The sequence below is a fragment of the Leucobacter albus genome (assembly GCF_039528015.1).
GTDB lineage: Bacteria > Actinomycetota > Actinomycetes > Actinomycetales > Microbacteriaceae > Leucobacter > Leucobacter albus.
In genome coordinates, this window is sequence record NZ_BAAAKZ010000008.1 from 103,719 (window position 1) to 123,849 (window position 20,131).

At 68.0% G+C, this 20,131-nt stretch carries 18 protein-coding genes and 1 tRNA gene; 6 read left to right on the forward strand and 13 right to left on the reverse strand.

Annotation, left to right across the window (positions count from 1 at the left end; genetic code table 11):
• Positions 1–26: 26 nt before the first annotated feature.
• The 6 genes from ABD115_RS09640 to ABD115_RS09665 all read right to left on the reverse strand — a co-directional run bounded on the left by ABD115_RS09640 (position 27) and on the right by ABD115_RS09665 (position 4,260).
• Positions 27–617 carry a 50S ribosomal protein L25/general stress protein Ctc gene (locus ABD115_RS09640; protein ID WP_343960504.1) on the reverse strand — a complete coding sequence of 197 codons (591 nt, stop codon included), beginning with the start codon at positions 615–617 and terminating at the stop codon, positions 27–29.
• Between the two features lie 194 nt (positions 618–811).
• Positions 812–1,486: an SDR family oxidoreductase gene (locus ABD115_RS09645; protein ID WP_343960505.1), complete on the reverse strand. Its 675-nt coding sequence runs from the start codon at positions 1,484–1,486 to the stop codon at positions 812–814.
• A gap of 50 nt (positions 1,487–1,536) precedes the next feature.
• Entirely contained in the window at positions 1,537–2,040 is a 504-nt protein-coding gene (locus ABD115_RS09650; RefSeq protein ID WP_343960506.1) for an aminoacyl-tRNA deacylase, read from the reverse strand.
• Positions 2,041–2,150: 110 nt separating this feature from the next.
• Entirely contained in the window at positions 2,151–2,945 is a 795-nt protein-coding gene (locus tag ABD115_RS09655) for an SDR family NAD(P)-dependent oxidoreductase (RefSeq protein WP_343960507.1), read from the reverse strand.
• Entirely contained in the window at positions 2,942–3,493 is a 552-nt protein-coding gene (locus ABD115_RS09660; RefSeq protein ID WP_343960508.1) for a MarR family winged helix-turn-helix transcriptional regulator, read from the reverse strand. Before ABD115_RS09660 ends, ABD115_RS09655 begins: the two co-directional genes overlap by 4 nt.
• 83 nt (positions 3,494–3,576) lie before the next feature.
• A complete protein-coding gene (locus ABD115_RS09665) occupies positions 3,577–4,260 on the reverse strand; it encodes a response regulator (protein WP_343960509.1) in 684 nt (227 codons plus the stop codon).
• 223 nt (positions 4,261–4,483) lie between these two features.
• On the opposite strand from ABD115_RS09665, the gene ABD115_RS09670 reads away from it, so the two are divergent.
• Positions 4,484–6,439 carry a sensor histidine kinase gene (locus ABD115_RS09670; RefSeq protein ID WP_343960510.1) on the forward strand — a complete coding sequence of 652 codons (1,956 nt, stop codon included), beginning with the start codon at positions 4,484–4,486 and terminating at the stop codon, positions 6,437–6,439.
• Between the two features lie 42 nt (positions 6,440–6,481).
• On the opposite strand, the gene ABD115_RS09675 is transcribed toward ABD115_RS09670, so the two are convergent.
• The 4 genes from ABD115_RS09675 to ABD115_RS09690 form a co-directional block, all read right to left on the reverse strand.
• On the reverse strand, positions 6,482–7,483 hold the full coding sequence (locus ABD115_RS09675; RefSeq protein WP_343960688.1) for a homoserine dehydrogenase: 1,002 nt from the start codon (positions 7,481–7,483) through the stop codon (positions 6,482–6,484).
• A 15-nt stretch (positions 7,484–7,498) separates the two neighbouring features.
• Entirely contained in the window at positions 7,499–8,476 is a 978-nt protein-coding gene (locus ABD115_RS09680) for a ribose-phosphate diphosphokinase (RefSeq protein WP_343960511.1), read from the reverse strand.
• Between the two features lie 28 nt (positions 8,477–8,504).
• The gene (glmU, locus tag ABD115_RS09685; protein ID WP_343960512.1) at positions 8,505–9,968 is read right to left on the reverse strand and encodes a bifunctional UDP-N-acetylglucosamine diphosphorylase/glucosamine-1-phosphate N-acetyltransferase GlmU; all 1,464 of its coding nucleotides are present in this window, start codon (positions 9,966–9,968) and stop codon (positions 8,505–8,507) included.
• A 95-nt stretch (positions 9,969–10,063) separates the two neighbouring features.
• Positions 10,064–10,135 (reverse strand) — tRNA-Gln (locus ABD115_RS09690).
• A 128-nt stretch (positions 10,136–10,263) separates the two neighbouring features.
• Here ABD115_RS09690 and ABD115_RS09695 point away from each other — a divergent pair.
• Positions 10,264–10,821, forward strand: a complete 558-nt coding sequence (locus ABD115_RS09695) for a MarR family winged helix-turn-helix transcriptional regulator (protein ID WP_343960513.1) — start codon at positions 10,264–10,266, stop codon at positions 10,819–10,821.
• Here the strand turns inward: ABD115_RS09695 and ABD115_RS09700 are convergent.
• The 3 genes from ABD115_RS09700 to ABD115_RS09710 all read right to left on the reverse strand — a co-directional run bounded on the left by ABD115_RS09700 (position 10,818) and on the right by ABD115_RS09710 (position 15,232).
• Positions 10,818–12,509, reverse strand: coding sequence for an amidase (locus tag ABD115_RS09700; RefSeq protein ID WP_343960514.1), 1,692 nt, complete (start codon positions 12,507–12,509; stop codon positions 10,818–10,820). The genes ABD115_RS09695 and ABD115_RS09700 overlap by 4 nt on opposite strands.
• A 70-nt stretch (positions 12,510–12,579) precedes the next feature.
• Complete coding sequence (locus tag ABD115_RS09705) at positions 12,580–13,746, reverse strand: acyl-CoA dehydrogenase family protein (protein WP_343960515.1); 1,167 nt, start codon at positions 13,744–13,746, stop codon at positions 12,580–12,582.
• 127 nt (positions 13,747–13,873) lie between these two features.
• On the reverse strand, positions 13,874–15,232 hold the full coding sequence (locus ABD115_RS09710) for a hypothetical protein (RefSeq protein WP_343960516.1): 1,359 nt from the start codon (positions 15,230–15,232) through the stop codon (positions 13,874–13,876).
• Between the two features lie 290 nt (positions 15,233–15,522).
• On the opposite strand from ABD115_RS09710, the gene ABD115_RS09715 reads away from it, so the two are divergent.
• The 4 genes from ABD115_RS09715 to kdpC all read left to right on the forward strand — a co-directional run bounded on the left by ABD115_RS09715 (position 15,523) and on the right by kdpC (position 20,130).
• Positions 15,523–15,612, forward strand: coding sequence for a potassium-transporting ATPase subunit F (locus tag ABD115_RS09715; RefSeq protein ID WP_343960517.1), 90 nt, complete (start codon positions 15,523–15,525; stop codon positions 15,610–15,612).
• Positions 15,612–17,285, forward strand: coding sequence for a potassium-transporting ATPase subunit KdpA (gene kdpA, locus ABD115_RS09720; protein WP_343960518.1), 1,674 nt, complete (start codon positions 15,612–15,614; stop codon positions 17,283–17,285). The genes ABD115_RS09715 and kdpA overlap by 1 nt, the downstream gene beginning before the upstream one ends.
• Positions 17,286–17,287: 2 nt before the next feature.
• Complete coding sequence (gene kdpB, locus ABD115_RS09725) at positions 17,288–19,432, forward strand: potassium-transporting ATPase subunit KdpB (protein ID WP_343960519.1); 2,145 nt, start codon at positions 17,288–17,290, stop codon at positions 19,430–19,432.
• 74 nt (positions 19,433–19,506) lie between these two features.
• The gene (gene kdpC, locus ABD115_RS09730) at positions 19,507–20,130 is read left to right on the forward strand and encodes a potassium-transporting ATPase subunit KdpC (RefSeq protein WP_343960521.1); all 624 of its coding nucleotides are present in this window, start codon (positions 19,507–19,509) and stop codon (positions 20,128–20,130) included.
• Position 20,131: the final 1 nt, after the last annotated feature.

Below are 20,131 nucleotides of genomic sequence, written 5' to 3' on the forward strand. Positions count from 1 at the left end.
CGACGGGTCTTGCGAACAACTCAGACTTACTCGGCAGCTGCCTCGGCGTCTGCTGCCTCGTCCTCGGTCGAGGTGCCGCGCGGCACAACGATCTGGACAACGAGGTGAGCCGCGTCGTCGATGAGCTCTGCGCCCTTCGGCAGTGCCAGGTCGCCAGCGAGAACCTGAGTTCCCTCTTCTGCGCCCTCGACGCTGACCTCGACCGACTCGGGGATCGCGGTTGCGGGAACGAGCAGGCGGAGCGTGTTGAGCTCCTGGAGCGCAACGGTGCCCGAGAACGAGGTGCCGGTGACGTGCAGCGGAACCTCAGCCTCGACCTTTTCGCCCTTCTTGACGATGATCATGTCGACGTGCTCGATGATCTGGCGTACCGGATCCTTCTGCACGTCCTTGACGAGCACGAGCTCCTTCTTGCCATCGAGCGTGATCTCGACGAGCGGGTTCGCGTAGCGAACGATGAGGCTCAGCGGGTGGGTCTCAACGGTGACGTGCTTGGGGTCGGTGCCGTGGCCGTAGACCACTGCGGGGGTCTTGCCAGCAGCGCGGAGCTTGCGGGCTGCGCCCTTGCCGAAGCTTTCGCGGACAGTAGCGTCGAGCTTGTTCTCGATCTCGCTCATGATGTTTCTCCTTGCGGGCTCTCGCCCCGTGTCGGGTGGATTTCTCCACCGGCGTGGTGTCTCGCACTTGTAACGTGCGACGCAGCGATGCCCCTAGAGGGGAGGTCGTTCCGCGTCGATAACGGGTGCTTACGCACCCCTCGCCGAAGTACAGCTACTCATCATACACGAGTCGATCGGGACACTATGCCGTTTCAGTGCTGGGCCAACGCGGCAACCGCGTCGGCTACGGGGGTGTCGCCGTCGAGCAGATCGAAGGCGAATCCGTTCAGATCCGGGCGAAGAAGCACCTCTGCGAGCACCCGCGCGACGTTGGCGCGGCTCACCGGCCCCCGCTCGAGCGCCCCAGTCTCAACCCTCCCCGACTCCGGGTCATTCGTCAGCGTGCCGGGGCGCACGATGAGCCAGTCAAGCCCGCTCGCCTGCAGCGCGAGATCTGCCCGGTGCTTCGCAAGCTGGTAGGCGAGAAAGTCGGGGCTTGTCCCCGCTGGCGGAGTGTTCGCAACGCCGATATACGAGATCTGGACGACGCGCGCCCCGAGGCGAGCGGCTGCGGCCATCGTCGTCAGCGCGCCCTGGTAATCCACCGTCTCCTTCCGCGCCGGGCCCGATCCGGGGCCGGCACCGGCAGCAAACAGCAGCGTATCGGCCTCCGCGACCGCGGCCGCCAGGTCGCCATCGGTTGCTCGCTCGATGTCCACCACGACCGGCTCACCACCCGCACGCTCGATCTCCGCGGCCTGGTCGGGGTTGCGGATCACGCTGAGCACCCGGTGCCCGGCAGCTGTGAGCAGCGCCGTTGTACGCAGCGCGATTTGGCCGTGACCGCCAACGATTGCGATCGTGAGGGACGAATGCTTCGGGGTCATTGATGCTTCCATGGCTGCGACCTTTCTCTGCTCGAACCGCGAATGCGGCTCTAGTGCGCTGCGGGCTCTCCACTCAGGTCGACGACGTCTGCTCCGTACGCTCGCACGAGGTCGTCGGCGTCGACGCGCGCCCCGATGCCGTGGCTGCCAGCGCCGACGAGGATCGCCTGCCCTGTGAGGCTGGCGTCAAGGATGACAGGCCACGCCGTCGACGCCCCCAGCGGGGTGATGGTGCCGCGTCGGTAGCCGGTCGCATCGAAGGCGGCGTCGGCGTCGGGCAGCGACAGTCGGTTCACCCCGAGGTGGGTGCGAAGCTTCACCCAGCTGAACTGGGCGTCGAGCGGGGTGAGCACGAACACGAACGAGTCGCCGCGCTGCACGACGATGCTTTTCACGATCGGTGCTCCGCCGAAGTCTGCGGCGGTCGGGCGGCCGGTGCCCTCGCGCTCGATGAATTCGACGGCGAGGCCACGCGCCTCAGCGTCGGCCGCTGCGCGAGCAACCGTGTCGTGAACGGCGGATCCCGCCGAAGTCTGTGCCTCTGTCGCTGCCATGACTGCCTCGTTTCTCCTCGGGGGCGCTCCCCACTTGGGGTGAAACGCCCCCGAGGGCGAAACTATTTCGTCGAGCTGCCCGAAGCACACACGCTGGGCTTAGCGCGCGGCTAGTCGTTCCACGACCAGATGTCGTCGCCGCGCAGCGTCGCGTCGGCACCGCCGTCGCAGTAGATGACCTGCCCGGCCATGTGCGTGTTCGCTGTGTCGGTCAGCCACACGAGCACGTCTGCGATCGATTGCGCTGGCTGGTGGGAGTTCAGGGGCATCGGCACGGCCGCGTCGACCATCGCCCGGCCTTCCTCGGTGGCGAGAAGCTCCGCGGTCATCGGCGTCACAACGGTTCCGGGGGCGACAGCGTTCAGGGCGATCCCGGCTCCGGCCCACGCCTCGGTCACGGCCTCGCGGCGCACCCAGCGGGCGATCGCACGCTTGGATGATGGATAGACGGCATAACCTGCCTCTGGCCCGTTGGCGACGATCGCTTCGGCGATCTCCAGCGTTTTCGCTTCGTCGCCCGAGAGTGCCGCCTCGACCATCTCCTTCGAGTTGGGCTGCAGCGATGCCATCGACGACACGACCGCGGCGCGCGGCGCATCCGAGGCGGCGAGCGCGGGCCTGAGCGCCTCGAGCAGTTCTGCCACTCCGAAGTAGTTGATCGAGATGGTCTTCGCGATCGGTGCCGAGATGCCGGCGCAGGCGATCACGCCGTCGATCACGCCGTCGGCGAGCTCGGTCGCTTGCGCCGCGGCGGCGATCCGCCCCTCGTGGGTCGAGAGATCGGCTTCGATCTCTGCGCCTTTCAGGTCGATGCCGATGACGCGGTCGCCGCGATCGCGCAGCGTCTTGGCGGTGGTGGCGCCGATGCCCGAGGCTGAGCCGGTGACAACGTATGTGCGAGTCATGATGGTTCCCCTTCTATTGCGTTCGCACCCCTGGGTGGGGTGCGCCGGGCGGCCGAGCAGCCGTCCAAGTCTTCGAGTGCCCGTTCGGGATCGGCGGTGGGCACTGGCCGCATGAGCCTGCGCACCACCCCTGCGACCGTGGCGGTCTCCTCGGGCGCGAGCCCTTCGACGGCACGTTCGATCATGGCGACCCCGGCGTCGACGAGTCGGCCGTAGGCGGCCTGGCCCGAAGGCGTGAGCAACAGCCGCGCGGAGCGCTGGTCGGTCGGGCTCGGTTCCTTCGCGATCACGCCAGTCGCGGTCAGCCGCGCGATCGCTTTGCTTGTGGTCGGCCTGCTGAGGCGGAGTTCGTGCGCGAGGTCGGCTGGGCGGATCCCGTCTGCCCGCTGCCCGATCGTGTAGAGGGCCCGAACGTCGCTCTCCGCGATGTCGAGTCCCATCTCTCGCGCGATTGCGCCCTGGGTGTTCGAGGCGCTCCAGTTCGCAATGAGTGCGACAATCGCGCCCAGTAGCTCGCGCGAAGCTTCATCAGGGTTACCGCTGTGCATACCCTCAGCCTACTCCGACAGTTGCCGAGGGCAACTATCTTCGCTCAGGGCGTTGCTCCGCGGCCAACACCGCTCCCCTGGCGCTACTCGCCGGCGGTCACCAACCCGGATTCGTAGGCGGTGATGACGAGCTGCGTCCGGTCGCGCAGCCCGAGCTTGCTCAGCAGCCGCGATACGTGCGTCTTGACGGTCTGCTCAGAGAGAAACAGCAGCCCGGCGATCTCGGCATTTGTGTGGCCGGCGGCGACGAGCCGCATCACGTCAAGCTCCCGCTCGGTCACCTGCGACAGGCTCGCCGACTGCTTACGCTCCGGTCGGGCCGCGTAGTCGGCGATCAGCCGTTTGGTCACCGACGGGGCGAGGAGCGCCTCGCCGCCCGCGACGATCCGCACCGCGCTAATGAGGTCGTCAGCACTCGCGTCCTTCAGCAGAAAGCCGCTCGCCCCGGCGCGCAGCGCGGCGAACACATACTCATCGGCGTCGAAGGTGGTGAGCATGATGATTCGCGGATTGTCGTCGCCAGGCCGCGACAGCACGGCGCGGGTCGCGTCAAGGCCATTCATGCGCGGCATGCGAATGTCCATGAGGATCACGTCAGGCCGTGTGCGCCTCACCAGCTCAACGGCCTCGTCGCCGTCAGAGCCATCGCCCACCACCGTGATGTCTGGCTGGGCTCCAAGCAGCGCGCCGAACCCCTGCCGAACCATCGCTTGGTCGTCAACGATCGCGACGCGAATGGGGGTGTCTGCTGGCACGCTGCTACTCATGGGACGATCTTATGGCGCGACGCCGCGCAGAACCGCGCGAGGCCGTGCCCGGGCGCGAACTTCACCCTCGGGAGGTACGCAGCAGCGGTCGAGGTTCACTCGCACGGGTGACGCGCAGGCCGCACCGCCAGACCTACAGTTGGCAGCATCGACAACATCTGCCCGAGCGAAGCGGTCGCATTGCGTACGCTGTGACTGAACGGGTAGCAGGATAGGGACAGCAATGGCATTCATTTCGGCACCGACCGACGCAGTACCGGCCGCGGCACGGCCGCATTCGGGCAGCGCCCCTCGCTCCGGGGCGTGGACCAGGCTCACCTCCCCGGCGATGGTCGGCCGAGACCTCGGGTACGTGCTCCCCGGTTTCTTCATCTCGCTGTTCGCGTTCGCCCTGCTCATTCCGCTCGCCGCAATCGGCCTGAGCACCCTCATCATCTGGGTCGGCGCCGTCATCCTGCCCTTCGCGCTGATCCTCGCAACGAAGTTCGCGGAGCTCTCGAGGCTCCGCGCCAGGTGGTGGGGCGCCGACGTGCAAACGCCGAACTATCGCCCCCAGGCGCCCGGGCTCGGCGGGCTCGCTCGGGTCATGCAAGACCCCAGGCGCTGGCTCGACCTCGCGTTTGAAACGCTCGTCGCGTTCCCGGTGCGGTGCGTCACGTTCTCGATCGGAATCGGCTGGCTCTCCGCAGCCCTCGGCGGCACCACCTGGATGCTGTGGTCGTGGTCGCTGCCGAAGAACGACAGCGTCTTCCCCGGCAACATGCTGCAGGCTGTGAGCGGCGGCGCGATCCCTGCAGAGGCCGCCTACTCGCGCACCGCCGAGGCGCTCACGTACACGGCGTTTGGCCTGGTGGCGCTCGCGCTGCTCCCACTGGTGGTGCGTGCACTCGCCGTCATCGACGTCGCGCTCACCCGCGCGGGGCTCGGCGCCGCTCCCCACGGCCCGCTGACCGGGCACACGGCATCCGCGCCTGCATCGATGGTGCCCAGCGCGGCCGACGGCCAGCAGCCCGCTTCGCAGTCGATCCCGACGGGGTGGTCGTGGATCCTCGTCGGCTTCGCCGCGGTCGCGACCCTCGCCGTCACCTGGCCGCTGCTCTCGGCGCTCTACGGCATGCACCCCGCGATCTCGATGATCTTCGGTCTTGGGCAGGCCACTATCCTCCCCCTCGCGCTCCGGCAGCCCGCAGTGGCGATCGCGCTCGGCGCGCTCACCCCCGCCGCCGCTGCGCTCGTCACCGCCACGCCAGCGGGTCTCCCCTGGCCCTGGCCGATCACGATGCTCATCGTGCAGGCGCTGCTCGTCTTTCTCCTTGGCCTCCGCAGCCACTGGCGTTGGGTGCTCGCCGCGTGGGCGCTACCGCAACTCGCCGTCATCGCGGCCGTCGTCATCGCGGGCGCCGCGTTCACACCGGGCACCATCACCAGCCTGGTCGTGTGCAGCTCGATCTCGCTCGGGCTCGGCCTCGTCGGCATCGTCGCGCAGGCCCTCCTCGAAGACCGCGGGGCGCTGCGGGAAGAACGCCGGCACAGCGCCGAACTCGACGCGAAGCAGCGCGAGCTTTCTGAACGCAACCTCGTCGCCCGCGAGCTCCACGACGTCGTCGCCCACAGCATGTCGGTCGTGAGCATTCAAGCGAACACCGCGAAGTACCGCATCCCCGGGCTCGGGGCAGAGGCCGAGGCCGAGTTCGAAGCCATCGCCCAGTCGTCGCGTCAGGCGCTCGGCGAAATGCGCGGGCTGCTCGCCACGCTGCGCGACAGCGACGGCACCGCACCGCTCGCTCCCCAACCGACGCTCGCAGACCTCCCCGCGCTCATCGAGAGCAGCAGGCAGTCGGGCGCGACAATCACCTATCAGGCGACCGGGTTCGATACCGCGCCGAGCCCGGCGGTGCCAGCCTCGACCGCGCTCACCGCCTACCGGGTCGCGCAAGAGGCGCTCAGCAACGCGATCAGGCACGCCCCAGGTTCGGCGATCGACGTGGCGGCACAGTTGTCCGGCAGCGCCGTGACGATCTCGGTGCGCAACGGCGCAGCAAGCGCCCCCGCTGGCCCGTCGGCGGGGTCAGGGATGGGCCTCGCCGGCCTCGGCGAACGCGTGGCCGCGCTCGGCGGAACGTTCGAGGCAGGCGCAGACGGCGACGGCTTCGCGGTTCGGGCGACGCTGCCGCTGTAATGCCCGGTGCGGTGGCAATGCCCAGTGCGGCGGCGCGGCAGTTCAGAGCGCGGCGAGCAGGTGTTCGACGTCTTTGAGCACGGCCGCGACCGTCGCCTCCGGGCTCGATGCGCCGCCCACGAGGGTGTAATCGCCGAAGCCGGCGGCCGACACCATGAGCGCCTTGGTGCTGCCGCGCGCCGCGCAAAAGGGGTGGTGCGCACCGTAGCCGCGAAGCTCGACGCGGGCGTCGTACCCCGCGGCGCCCCGCTCGAGCACCCCGACGAGCGCGGCCTTCTCACCCGCATCACGCCAGGCCCGCAGTTGCTCGTCGGTGACCGACAGCACGCTCTCGCGCGGCACCGCGTCGAGCGAGAGCCACGCCCCGAACGCAAGCCCCGCGATCACGACGAGCTTCGCCGCCGTGTCGCGGCCGTCGAGGTCGAAGGCGGGGTCGGGCTCGGCGATCCCCCGCGCCTGCGCCTCGGCGATCGCTTCGGCGAGCGTCGACCCCGATCTCACCATTTCGTCGAGCACGAAAGAACTCGTCCCGGTGAGCGCGGCCTCGACACGGGTCACCTCGGCGCCGGCGAGGTTGTGTCGCAGAACATCGACCACGGGCAGCGCTGCAGAGCTCGCGCCGCTCGCGTGCACCCGGCACCCGTTCGCCCGCGCCGTCGCGAGCAACCGTGCACCGTGCAGGGCGAGGGCGCTCTTTGACACCATGATCGCGTGCGCGCCATGGTTCACCGCCCACTCGAGGTGCGCGAGCCCGGGCCCGCCCGAGACGTAGTCGCTCGGGCCAGCGTCGATCACGACGTCGGGCCGCGCGGCCTCCAACAGCGGCACTCCGGCAAGCCCCGCGATCCACCCGCCGCGGTTCGTGACGTCGCCCGCTTCAAGCCCGTCGTCGCGCACGATCCCAGCCCGACTACCGCAGACGGCGACGAGGCGCACGTCACAGCCGAAGCGCTGAAACAGCTGTGCGCGCCGTTCGAGCAGCGCCACCGCGACGCGGGATCCGATCCCGCCCGTTCCGGTGAGCGCTACCCGCACGACGCGCACGGCTGACAACTCGAGTTAGGCTGCGCCCTCGAAGAGCGAGGTCACTGAGCCGTCTTCGAAGACCTCGTGAATCGCCTTCGCAAGCAGCGGGGCGATCGAGAGCACGGTGAGCTTGTCGAAGCGCTTCTCTTCGGGCACCGGCAGGGTGTCAGTGACGACGACCTGGTCGATGAAGTCTTGCGAGAGATGCTCCGTGGCGCGGCCCGAGAAGATCGCGTGGGTGCAGGCGATTGTCACGCCGCGCGCGCCGTTGGCCTTCAGCGCCTCGGCAGCCTTCGCAATCGTGCCACCGGTGTCGATCATGTCGTCGACGACGACGCACCAGCGATCCTTCACGGTACCGACGATCTCGTGCACGCTCACCTGGTTCGGCACGAGCGGGTCGCGGCGCTTGTGGATGATCGCGAGCGGGGCGCCAAGCTTGTCGCTCCACACGTCGGCGACGCGCACGCGGCCCATGTCGGGCGAGACCACGACGAGGTCGTCGCGATCGATGGTCTTCTGGAAGTGCTCGAGCAGCACGGGCATGGCAAACAGGTGGTCGACCGGGCCGTCGAAGAAGCCCTGAATCTGCGAGGCGTGCAGGTCGACCGACATGATGCGGTCTGCGCCGGCGGTCTTGAAGAGGTCTGCGACGAGGCGGGCCGAGATGGGCTCGCGGCCGCGGCCCTTCTTGTCCTGGCGCGAGTAGGGGTAGAACGGCGCGACAACGGTGATGCGCTTGGCCGAGGCGCGCTTGAGCGCGTCGACCATGATGAGCTGCTCCATGAGCCACTCATTGATCGGGTTCGTGTGCGACTGAATGACGAAGGCGTCGGAGCCACGAACGCTCTCGTCGAAGCGTGCGTACAGCTCGCCGTTCGCGAAGGTGCGAGCGTCGGTGGGAACGAGTTCGGCGCCGAGTTCAGCGGCGACCTGTTCGGCGAGCTCCGGGTAGGCTCGGCCGGTAATGAGAACGAGCTTCTTCTGCCCGGTCATCTCGATTTTGCTCATCAGTGCTTTCCCACTTGCCCTTCGGTGATTACGTTGTGTGAGGTGTGTCGTTGAGTGAGTCAGTTGCGGGCTGTGCTGCCCGCTCCGCTGCGGCGGCGGAGTTCGTGCCCGGGCGGTTCGCGGCGACCCAGCCCTCCAGGTTTCGCTGGGGTGCGACGGTCATCGCGAGCGCGCCAGCGGGCACATGCTTACGCACAATCGTCCCCGCAGCGGTGTACGTTCCGTCTTCAATGGTAACCGGAGCGATGAGCACATTCTTCGAACCGATGCGAACCGCGTCGCCGACCACGGTCTGGTGCTTATTCACGCCGTCGTAGTTCGCGACGATCGTGCCGGCACCGATGTTCGAGTCTCGGCCGATGGTGACGTCGCCGACATAGCTGAGGTGCGGCACCTTCGAACCGTCGCCGATTCGCGCGTTCTTCGCTTCGACGAACGCGCCGATCTTGCCGCCCTCACCGAGCTCGGTGCCGGGGCGAATGTAGGCGAAGGGGCCCACCTCAGCACCGGCTTGGAACGCGGCAAGCGTGGCCTCAGAACGACGAATGCGCACGCCCTCGCCAACCTCGCAGTCGGTGAGCGTCGTGTCAGGGCCAATCACGGAGCCCGTGGCAATCGACGTCGCGCCGTGGAGGAAGGTGCCTGGCAGCACCTCGACGTCTGCGTCGATCGAGACGTCAGCGTCGATCCAGGTCGTAGCGGGGTCGACAATAGTGACCCCGGCGCGCTGGTGTGCCCGAACGATTCGGGCGTTGAGCTCCCGGCCCGCGTCTGCGAGCTGGGCGCGGTCGTTCACCCCCGCAACCACCCACGGGTCGCTCGTGGCGACTGCCTCCACGCCACCGCCGCCAGCAAGAATGCGCGCGGCGGCGTCGGTGAGGTACTTCTCGCCCTGCGCGTTGTTCGTGTCGATCTCTGCGAGGGCCCGCGCGAGGGCGCGGTAGCCAAACACGTAAATGCCACCGTTGATCTCGGTGATGCGACGCTGTTCGTCGCTCGCGTCTTTCTCTTCAACGATGCCGGTCATGCTGCCGTTTTCGTCGCGCAGAATGCGCCCGAGCCCCGTTGGGTTGTCGAGTAGCGCGGACAAGAGCGTCATGTCGCGCCGCTCGGCGAAGTGGCCGTCGAGCAGGCTGGTCACCGAGGGGCCATCGACGAGCGGCGCATCGCCCGACAGCACCACAACCGAGCCGTCGAAGTCTGTCGGCAGCGCCGCGAGCGCGAGCTCGACCGCGCGGCCAGTGCCAGGTACCTCGTCTTGGTCGACGATGATCGTATCGGGCGCGTGCTCGACGATCGCCGCGGCAACACGCTCGCGTTCGTGCCGCACGACCGCGACGATGCGCTCGGGCGAGAGCGCTGCCGCTGTGTCGAGCACGTGCTCGATGAGCGAACGCCCGCCGATGCGGTGCAGCACCTTCGGCAGAGTCGACTTCATTCGGGTGCCCTGGCCCGCGGCCAGGATGACGACGGCGAGTGCGCGTTCGGTCATTTCGGGGGGTACCTTTCCTGTTCGCGGGGCGCAAGCGCTTCGCGGAACTGCGCCGCTTCCGGCGCGCCATGACGGGACTTTCCCCGCCCTGACAGCTCCGCCCCTAGGATTCGAACCTAGACTTAACAGCTCCAAAGGCTGTCGTGCTGCCATTACACCAAGGCGGACCGCACCGAAACCGGCACGGATATAGTCTGCCAGACGTCGGCGCATCTTTCGCACTCCTGAGGCAGAACCGCGTCAACTGCGGCGGGTTCACGGGGAAAATTGGTTCTAAACCCGCGATAATAAGCAGATGGAAGACCGCACGCCAGACGCAACCGACGAGGTTGACGGGATCATCGCATCGTGGAGCGCCGCGCGCCCCGACCTCGATTTTGCGCCCCTCACCGTGTTTTCGCGGCTCTCCCGCATCGCGAAGCACCTCGACCGCGCCCGCTCGCACGCGTTCGAGCGCTCCGGGCTCGCCTCGTGGGAGTTTGACGTATTGGCCGTGCTCCGACGCAGCGGCTCGCCGTACCGGCAGAGCCCGAAGGTGCTCGTGCAGCAGACGATGGTGTCGAGCGGCACGATGACGAACCGCATCGATCGCCTCGTCGAACGCGAGCTCGTGCGCAGACTCACAGACCCGAACGACGGCCGCGGCGTGCTCGTGGAGATGACGCAGCTCGGCCAGACGCTTGTCGACGCGGCGATGACGCGGCTCACCGACTCCGAGGAGCGCCTGCTCGGCGCGATGAGTCGCCCGGAGCGAGATCGCCTCGCCACCCTGCTGCGCAAGCTCGCGCACAGTGTGGATCGCTTTGAGCCCGTCTCCGAGGTCTCAGAGAGCGGCGAAACGCCAGACGTCTAGGCCTCGAACGACTTCGGCGCGACCCGCATCGAACCGGCACCGGCCCCGGCCTCAAACGCGGCAGCCCACGCGAGCAGTTCGACGTCTGCATAGGCCGCACCAGCGAACGTCAGGCCAACCGGCATGCCGATGTCTTCCATGACCCCCATCGCCACCGTCACCGTCGGAATGCCGAGGTGGCGCAGCGCGTAGTTGCCGTTCGAGAAGAACACTCCGTTCGACCACGCGTGATCCGCCGCCGCCACGTCGCGCTCCGCGTCCTCACGCCCGACGTCGGCGTTCGCCGGGAACACGACGCCATCGTAGCCCTCGGCCCGAAGCCACGATTCGAACAGCTGCTCACGCAGCTGAACGAGGGCCCGAAGGCCGTCGGCGAACTCGGGCAGCTCGCGCGGGTCGGGAATGCCTGCGCGGGCGTACTCGACGACGGCACGGTACCGGTTCGCATAATCCTCGACCTCTTCGTAGCGGTCAGGCAGCGTGCCCGGCGGCTGCGGGAAGATCGTGTCGGGGTCGACGACCGCGAGGCTCGGAATCGCCCCGTCGCCGTTCGCTCGCAGAAAGTCGTCCCACCCGAAGGCGAGGAAGTGGTTGAACTCGGTGTCCATCCAGCCATCGGGCAGCACGCCAAGCGCGCCGACGTTCTCCTGGCCTGGCCGGTTGCCCTCGTACTGCTCGATAAGCGGGAAGTCGGTGACGATCACCTCGGCGCCGAGTGCCTCGAGTCTCGCGCGCGCCACCTCCCAACGAGCGAGCACCGAGGGGCGCACCGCGATGGGAAACGCGGGGTCGAGGCCGAGATACATCTTTGGCACCGCAAAGCGCTTGCCCGCAAGCGGCGCGGGGTCGACTTCGGCATCGGCCCCGGCGGCGAGCGCCGCGTACGACGCCGGCCGGTGCTCGCTTGGCAGTGGCAGCTGCACGACCTGCTGCGCCCGCCAGAAATCGCCGCGGGTCGTGTCGTCGTCTTGCACGAGCACGTCGAGCAGCCGAAGCATGTCTGGCATCGAGCGGGTGTGCGGCACGACGACATCGCGCGCTGGGAACAGCGGCCAGTTGCCGCGAATCGAAAGCACGCCCCAGGAGGGCGTGTACGCGCAGAGGCCGTTGTTCGACGCGGGGCTGCGCCCGCTCGAGACCGTCTCCTCCCCCATGCCGAAGACGGCGAGATTCGCGGCGGTCGCGACGGCTGAGCCGTTCGAGGATCCCGAGGCGTAGGCGGCCGCGAGATACCCCCGGTTGTATGGCGACTCGGCCCGGCCGTAGACGCCGCGCTGCATGCCACCGTCTGCCATTGGCGGCATGTTCGTCTTTCCGAGGAGCACCGCGCCTGCCTCGCGCAGTTTCTCGACCGAGAACGCGTCCCACTGCGCGATGAGGTGCCCGAACGCCGGCGAGCCAGACGCGACCGTGAGGCCCGCAACCATGTACGAGTCTTTCACCGTAAACGGCACGCCCTCGAGCGCGCGCTGCGTGCCTGCGGCCCAGCGCGCGTCTGACTCGGCTGCCTGGTCGAGCGCCGCCGGGTTGTGCACGACGATCGCGTTGAGGCCCTCCTCGCCCGCGTCGAACTCGGATATTCGGGCGAGATACTGACGCGTCAGCTCGGTCGGCGTTATCGTGCCCGCCGCATAGGCCCCGAGCACGTCAGAGATTGTCGCTTCGATGAGAGCAAAAGACTCGCGCATGCCCCAATGGTAATGGGGCATGCGCGAGTCTGTGCGCTGGTTCGCGACCGCGTCGCGTGCGCCTCGCTGGCTACTTGCGGCCGGTGACCGCGCGGGCAACGATCTCGCGCATCACCTCGTTGGTGCCGCCGTAGATGCGGTGCACGCGCGCGTCGAGGAAGGCGCGCGCGATCGGGTACTCGGTGATGTAGCCGTAGCCGCCGTGGAGCTGCACGCCCTGGTCGAGGATCTCCCACTCGCGCTCGGTGCACCAGAACTTCACCTTTGCGGCCTCGTCTGCGCTCAGCTCGCCCTGCTCGAACAGCCGCATCGCGCGGTCGACGTAGGCCCACATGACGTCAACGGTCGTTGCCATCTCGGCGAGCCTGAAGCGACTGTTCTGGAAGTCGGCGACGGGCTTGCCGAATGCCTCGCGGCTCTTCGTGTAGTCGAGCGTCCACTCGAGCGCTGCCTCCGAGATCGCCGCGGCAACGACGCCGATCGAGAGCCGCTCGAGCGGCAGGTTCTCCATGAGCTGCACGAAGCCGTGGCCCTCGACACCGCCGATGAGGTTCTCGTCTGGCACGAACACATCGGAGAAGCTGAGCTCGGCGGTGTCGTGCCCGTGAGCGCCCATCTTCTGCAGCTTGCGGCCGTGGTCGAAGCCCTCCATGCCGTCTTCGATAATCACGAGGCTGAAAGCGTCTGGGCGGTTGCCCTCGCCGGTCTTCACAAACGTCACCACCATGTCGGCGGTCTTGCCACTCGAGATGAACGTCTTGGCACCGTTGACGATGTAGCCCCCATCGGTCTTCTTCGCGGTCGTCGCGACGCCTCGCAGGTCAGACCCTGTGCCAGGCTCGGTCATCGCGAGGGCGCCGAGCACCTCGCACGTTGCCATCTTGGGCAGCCACTTCTGCTTCTGGGCGTCGGTGCCGAAGCGCGCGATGTACGGCACGGCGAGATCGTCTTGAATGCCGAGGGCACCGGCGAGCGCCGCCCCGGTGCCCGAGCGAATCAGCTCCTCGTTGACGATGGAGCGGAACCGGTAGTCCTCGAGCATGCCGGCGCCGCCGAACTCCTCGGGTACTGAGAGCCCAACGAGCCCCTGCTCGGCCGCGGCAAGCATTGTCGCGCGATCGACCTCGCCCGCCTCATCCCACTCGAGCATCTTCTCCTGGGTGACGTAGCGCTTGACGAACTCCTTCACCAACTCACGAAAGTCATTGTGAATTTCTTCGTAGATATCGCGTTCCATGTGCGTGTTCCCTTCGCGTCGTCGCGGTGACCGGTGTGATGAGTACTCCCCGAGCAGCCTGCGCCTCACTCGGCACGCAGCTACGGGTAGTCAGTTACCCCAGCATGAACGACCACGCGGTGCAACGTCAAGCATTTTGTTGCGTTGCTCCAGGTTTCCCGGCCGCAGGGGCCACCGGCCTGCGCAACAGCTCCACCAGCAGCAACCCGGCGATCAGCCAGGCGAGCGCACCGAGCACGCTCCCGAGGGAGATCGGGCGGGTGAGAAAGACGCTCAGCACGGTCGCCGCCACCGCCACGAACCAGAGGAGCGGGCGCAGCCGATCCACCCAGGCCCCGAACGCTCCCGTGCCGAGGTGCATCCGATCGAGCTGGCCGCGCAGCCCCCCAAACCCGCGGTTCGCGGCCGCGCGCACCGCGGTGGCCTGGCGCGAGCGGCCGAACAGCCACGCTGCGACCGCGATCACACCCGAGAGCACCGACAGTGCCACGAGTATCGCGTGAATGTTCAGCGTCACCTGGCCGAACAGTGCCTCGGCCGTCGGCACCGGCATGAACGCAGGGCTCATCATCGACACGAAGAATATCTTGCCCGTGCCTATCCCGGCGATCAACAGCAGAAATGCAGCCAACAGCCCGAGCCCTGCGCCGAGCGTCGCGCGCGGTCGGTTGACAGCGACAGCGATGCCGCCGGCAAGCAGTGCGAGCACCACCCACGGCAGCCAGTACCCAACCGCCGTCGCGAGCGAATACGAGGTGCGCACCGAGCTCAGCGAGTCGGAGGTAACGAGTGGAATTGACCTGTCGATCTCTGGGATCAGCGCGGCGAGCTCGACGCCCTGCGCGACAAGCAGCGCCTTTGCCTCGGCGATGACGGTGCCGATCTCGATTGATACGGTGCCCTCACCCGAGAGCTGGAGCGCGCTCGCAGGGTCTCCCTGAATCAGCGCTATTGCGCGGGCGTGAGTCTGGCGCAGCGCAACCTCCCAGACCTGCGCGAACTGGGGAGACCGCACCATGCCGTCAACGGTGGTGCGCAGCATCGACCTGATGCCGTGCACTGCCGGCCCCTCGAGCATGCCGAAGGCGGCTGAGGCCTGTGGCGGCAGATCGAGCGACCCGAGCCCAACGATGGCGTCGTGCACGACCGCTTCGATGTCGAGGTTCGCCTCGATCGCGGTCACAACCTCGTCGGCGATGAAGGTTTGCACCGCAGGCTTCTCGGCGAGCGGCGCGAGCCCCGACACAAACCGGTCGGTGTCGACGAGTTCGGCGCGCACCCAGGTGCTCACCACCGCAGCCGGGGCGAGCAGGGCGGCGAGCAAGATGAGCACGACGGCGAAGGCCCCGCGGGTGCGTGCCCCTGCTGGCCGCACGCGGCCTCCCCGCAACGCGCTGTTCTCGCTCTCGAGCGCGTCAAGCCGCTCGCGCAGCTGCGCAACCTCTGCCCGCTGCTCCGACTCAGGTTCCCCTTGCAATGTGCCCATAGCTGGAGATTAGCGCACCCAAAGGTTCACGACTATCCCGGTGCAGCACCGCAACCTGTTGGGTTCCCGTTAGGGACCGTGCGACGGCCGTATGGATTCCGTTAGGGCGCCCCACCGAGCTCGTGCGCGGGTGTTCAATCGGGGCATGCGCCACCGCGGCGCCCCGGTCACGGCACCCGCCGCACCGCACCACTCGAAACGGAGTCCATCGTGCTTGATGTGATCTATGCGCTCGGCGCGATCGCACTGTTCGCGCTCATCGGCCTGCTCGCGAAGGCGGTGGAGAAGCTGTGATCGTCTTCAACGTCGCCGCGGCCATCCTCGCCGTCGCTGCCCTCGTCTACCTCGCCGTCGCGCTCACGAGACCGGAGAAGTTCTGATGCCGCTCACCACCGCGCTTTTCGCGCTTGTGGCTGTCGCCGCCGTTATCGCGGTGCTCTACCGCCCGCTCGGCGACTACATGGCGTGGGTCTACACCTCGGCGAAAGACTGGCGGCTCGAGCGCGGCATCTACCGGCTCATCGGTGTGGACGCTCGCGCCGAGCAGAGCTGGCAGGCCTACCTGCGCGGTGTGCTCGCGTTCTCGGCCGTCGGGCTGCTCATCGTCTACGGTCTGCAGCGGCTGCAGCAGTGGCTGCCGTACTCGCTCGGCCTCGCCGCCCCGCGCGAGCCGCTGTCGTTCAACACGGCGGCCTCGTTCGTTGGCAACACGAACTGGCAATCGTACTCCCCCGAGGCGACGCTCGGTTACTCGGTGCAGATCGCTGGGCTCGCCGTGCAGAACTTCACGTCTGCAGCGGTCGGCATCGCCGTCGCGATCGCGCTCGTGCGCGGCTTCGCGTATCGAAAGAGTGGCACGATCGGGAATTTCTGGGTCGACCTCACCCGTGGCCTCTTGCGGTTGCTCCTGCCAATCGCGGCGGTCAGCGCGCTCCTGCTGCTCGCGAGCGGCGTGGTGCAGAATTTCAACGGTTTCACCGATGTGACGACGCTTGCGGGCGGCGCCCAGTCGATTCCTGGCGGGCCGGTCGCCTCGCAGGAGGCGATCAAGCTGCTCGGCACCAACGGCGGCGGCTTCTTCAATGCGAACTCATCGCACCCGTTTGAGAACCCGACGCCGCTCACGAACCTGTTGCAGGTCGTGCTCATGCTCGCGATCCCGTTCTCGCTGCCGCGCACCTTCGGCCGCATGGTCGGCGACACCAGGCAGGGCCTGGCGATTCTCAGCGTGATGGGGCTGCTGTACGTTGCCTCGTTCACCGCGCTCACGCTCGTGGAGCTCGCCGGCCGCGGCACCGCCCCCGAGCTCGCTGGCGCAGCGCTCGAAGGCAAAGAGCAGCGCTTTGGCATCATCGGGTCGACGCTGTTCGCGACGACGAGCACCGGCACCTCTACGGGTGCCGTGAACTCGATGCACGACTCGTACACCGCGCTCGGCGGCTTCTTCCCGATGCTGAACATGATGCTCGGCGAGGTCTCCCCCGGCGGCGTTGGTTCGGGCCTCTACGCGTTGCTCGTGCTCGCGGTCATCGCGGTGTTTATCTCGGGCCTGCTCATCGGCCGCACGCCAGAGTACCTCGGCAAGAAGATCGGCCCGCGCGAGATCAAGCTCGCGGCGCTCTACATTCTTGTCATGCCGACGCTCGTGCTCGCGGGCACGGCGCTGAGCTTCGCGCTTCCCGGCGTGCGCGAGAGCGTCACGGGCGACTCGATCTTGAACGAGGGTGTGCACGGCATGTCCGAGGTGCTCTATGCGTTCACGTCGGCCGCGAACAACAACGGTTCCGCCTTTGCGGGTCTCACCGCTGACACGCCGTGGCTGAATACCGCGCTCGGTGTGACGATCCTGCTCGGCCGGTTCGTGCCGATCATGCTCGTGCTCGCGCTCGCGGGTTCCTTCGCCGCGCAAGACGCGGTGCCGGCGACCTCCGGCACGCTCCCCACTCACCGCCCGCTGTTTGTCGGGCTGCTCGCGACGGTCACCATCCTGCTGTCGGCGCTCGCATTTCTTCCCGTTCTCGCGCTGGGTCCCCTGGCTGAAGGGCTTGTGTAACCATGTCAACGCTCACCTCACCCGCCGGCGGCGGGTTCTCCCTCGCACAGTTGGGCGCGGCGCTTCCCGGCGCGCTCCGAAAGCTCGACCCGCGCAAGCAGTGGCGCAACCCGGTGATGTTCATCGTGTGGATCGGCGCGGTGCTCACCACCGCCGTCGCGTTCACCGAGCCGTTTCTCGGCGGCCCCGTCGATTCGGGCGGCAGCGCGGTTCCCGTCTCGTTTACCGCCGCGATCGCGGGGTGGCTGTGGCTCACCGTGCTGTTCGCGAACATCGCGGAGTCCGTCGCCGAGGGCCGCGGCAAGGCGCAGGCCGAGTCGCTCAAACAGACCCGCACCACCACGACCGCGCACCGCATCGATGGGTACGACGAGGGTGACGACGCCGCTGCGGCGAGCGCCGCGGCCTCCCAAGTACCGTCGGCCGATCTTCGGGTCGGCGATGTTGTGGTCGTCACCCAGGGCGAACTTATTCCCGGCGACGGCGACGTGATCTGGGGTATCGCCTCGGTCGACGAGTCGGCGATCACGGGCGAGTCGGCCCCGGTCGTGCGCGAGTCGGGCGGCGACCGCTCGGCGGTGACCGGCGGCACCCGGGTGCTGTCTGATCGGATCGTGGTGCGGATCACGTCGAAGCCTGGCGACACCTTCGTCGATCGCATGATCGCACTCGTCGAGGGCGCGGCCAGGCAGAAGACCCCGAACGAGATCGCGCTGAACATTCTGCTCGCGAGCCTGTCGATCGTGTTCGTGGTGGTCGCACTCACGCTCAACCCGATCGCGTCGTATGCCGCGGCTCCCGTGAGCCTCACGGTGCTCACGGCGCTGCTCGTCTGCCTCATTCCGACGACCATCGGCGCGCTGCTCAGCGCCGTCGGCATCGCGGGGATGGATCGCCTCGTGCAGCGCAACGTGCTCGCGACGAGCGGGCGGGCCGTCGAGGCGGCCGGCGATGTCACGACGCTGCTGCTCGATAAGACCGGCACGATCACCTACGGCAATCGGCGCGCGAGCGCGTTCATTCCGCTCCTCGGCATCCCCGAGCGCGATCTCGTGTCGGCCGCGGCGCTGTCGTCGCTCGCCGACCCGACGCCCGAGGGCAGCTCGATCGTTGAGCTCGCCGAGCGGCTCGGGGCAGACTTCGACCGCGAGGTGGCTGGCGAGATCGTGCCGTTCACGGCGCAGACGCGCATGTCGGGGCTCGACCTGCCTGACGGCACGCAGATCAGGAAGGGCGCGGGCTCGGCGGTCATCGCCTGGCTTGAGGAGGACGGGGCGCTGCCGCCCCAGCGTTCGGCCGAACTGCAGGCGCGCATCGCCGAGGTGTCGGAGACGGGCGGCACGCCGCTCGTGGTCGCGATCCGCGACGGCGCGAGCGGCGGGTCGGGACAAGCTACCCCGGGCGCCAGGCGGCTGCTCGGCGTCGTGCATCTGAAGGATGTCGTGAAGGAGGGGCTTACCGAGAAGTTCACGGAGCTTCGGGCGATGGGCATTCGCACGGTGATGATCACGGGCGACAACGCGCTCACGGCCGCGGCGATCGCGAGGGAGGCCGGTGTCGACGACTTCCTCGCCGAGGCGACCCCCGAAGACAAGCTCGCCTACATTCGCAGGGAGCAGGAGGGCGGCAATCTCGTCGCGATGACGGGCGACGGCACAAACGATGCCCCGGCGCTCGCGCAGGCCGATGTCGGTGTCGCCATGAACTCGGGCACCTCGGCTGCGAAGGAGGCGGGGAACATGGTCGACCTCGATTCCGACCCGTCGAAGCTCATCGAGATCGTGCGCATCGGCAAGCAGCTGCTCATCACTCGAGGCGCGCTCACCACGTTCTCCATCGCGAACGACATCGCGAAGTACTTCGCGATCATCCCCGCGATGTTCATGGGGGTCTTCCCCGGCCTCCAAGCGCTGAACATCATGGGGCTGAGCTCCGCAGCCTCGGCGGTGCTGTCGGCGATCATCTTCAACGCGATCGTCATCGTGTTCCTCATTCCGCTCGCGCTGCGCGGGGTGAAGTACCGGCCGGGGAGCGCCTCGTCGATTCTCGGCCGAAACCTCGCGGTCTACGGCCTCGGCGGCGTCATCACCCCGTTTGTCGGCATCTGGCTTATCGACCAGGTCGTCAGGCTCATCCCGGGCTTCTAATCGCGGCCATCGACCGCCAACCGAAGCCCGCACCCGCACACCCTCGATCCACCCTCACGAAAGAAGCTCACATCATGGCTGCCGCAACTCGCACCTCACGCCGCACCGTCTGGGTGGCGATCCGCGCGATGGCGCTGTTCACGCTGCTGCTCGGCGTCGCCTACCCGCTCGTCATCACAGGCGCAGGCCAGCTCGCCCTCCCCGCGCATGCAAACGGCTCGCTCCTCGCTGCGCCTACGGCGCCCGGCGGGCAGCCCGTCGGCTCCTCCCTCATCGGGCAGCAGTTTCTCACCGCGTCGGGCGAGCCCGACCCCGAGTTCTTCCAGCCGCGCCCCTCGGCTGCAGGCGACGGCTACGACGCCGCGGCCTCCTCGGGGTCGAACCTCGGCCCCGAGAACGCCGACCTCGTCGCCGCGATCGGGGAGCGCAAGCGTGCTGTCGCCGCCTTCAACGGCGTGCCTGAGTCGCGCGTACCGGCCGACGCGGTGACCGCCTCGTCGTCGGGCCTCGACCCGCACATCAGCGAGGCGTACGCCGCGATCCAGATCGACAGGGTCGCCGCCGCCCGCGGGCTCGCGCAGGGCGACGTAGCTGCGCTTGTCGAGGAACACACCCAGGGCCCTGACCTCGGCTTTCTCGGGGAGAGTAGGGTGAACGTGCTCGAACTCAACCTGGCGCTCGAGCAGTTGCGGGGGTGAA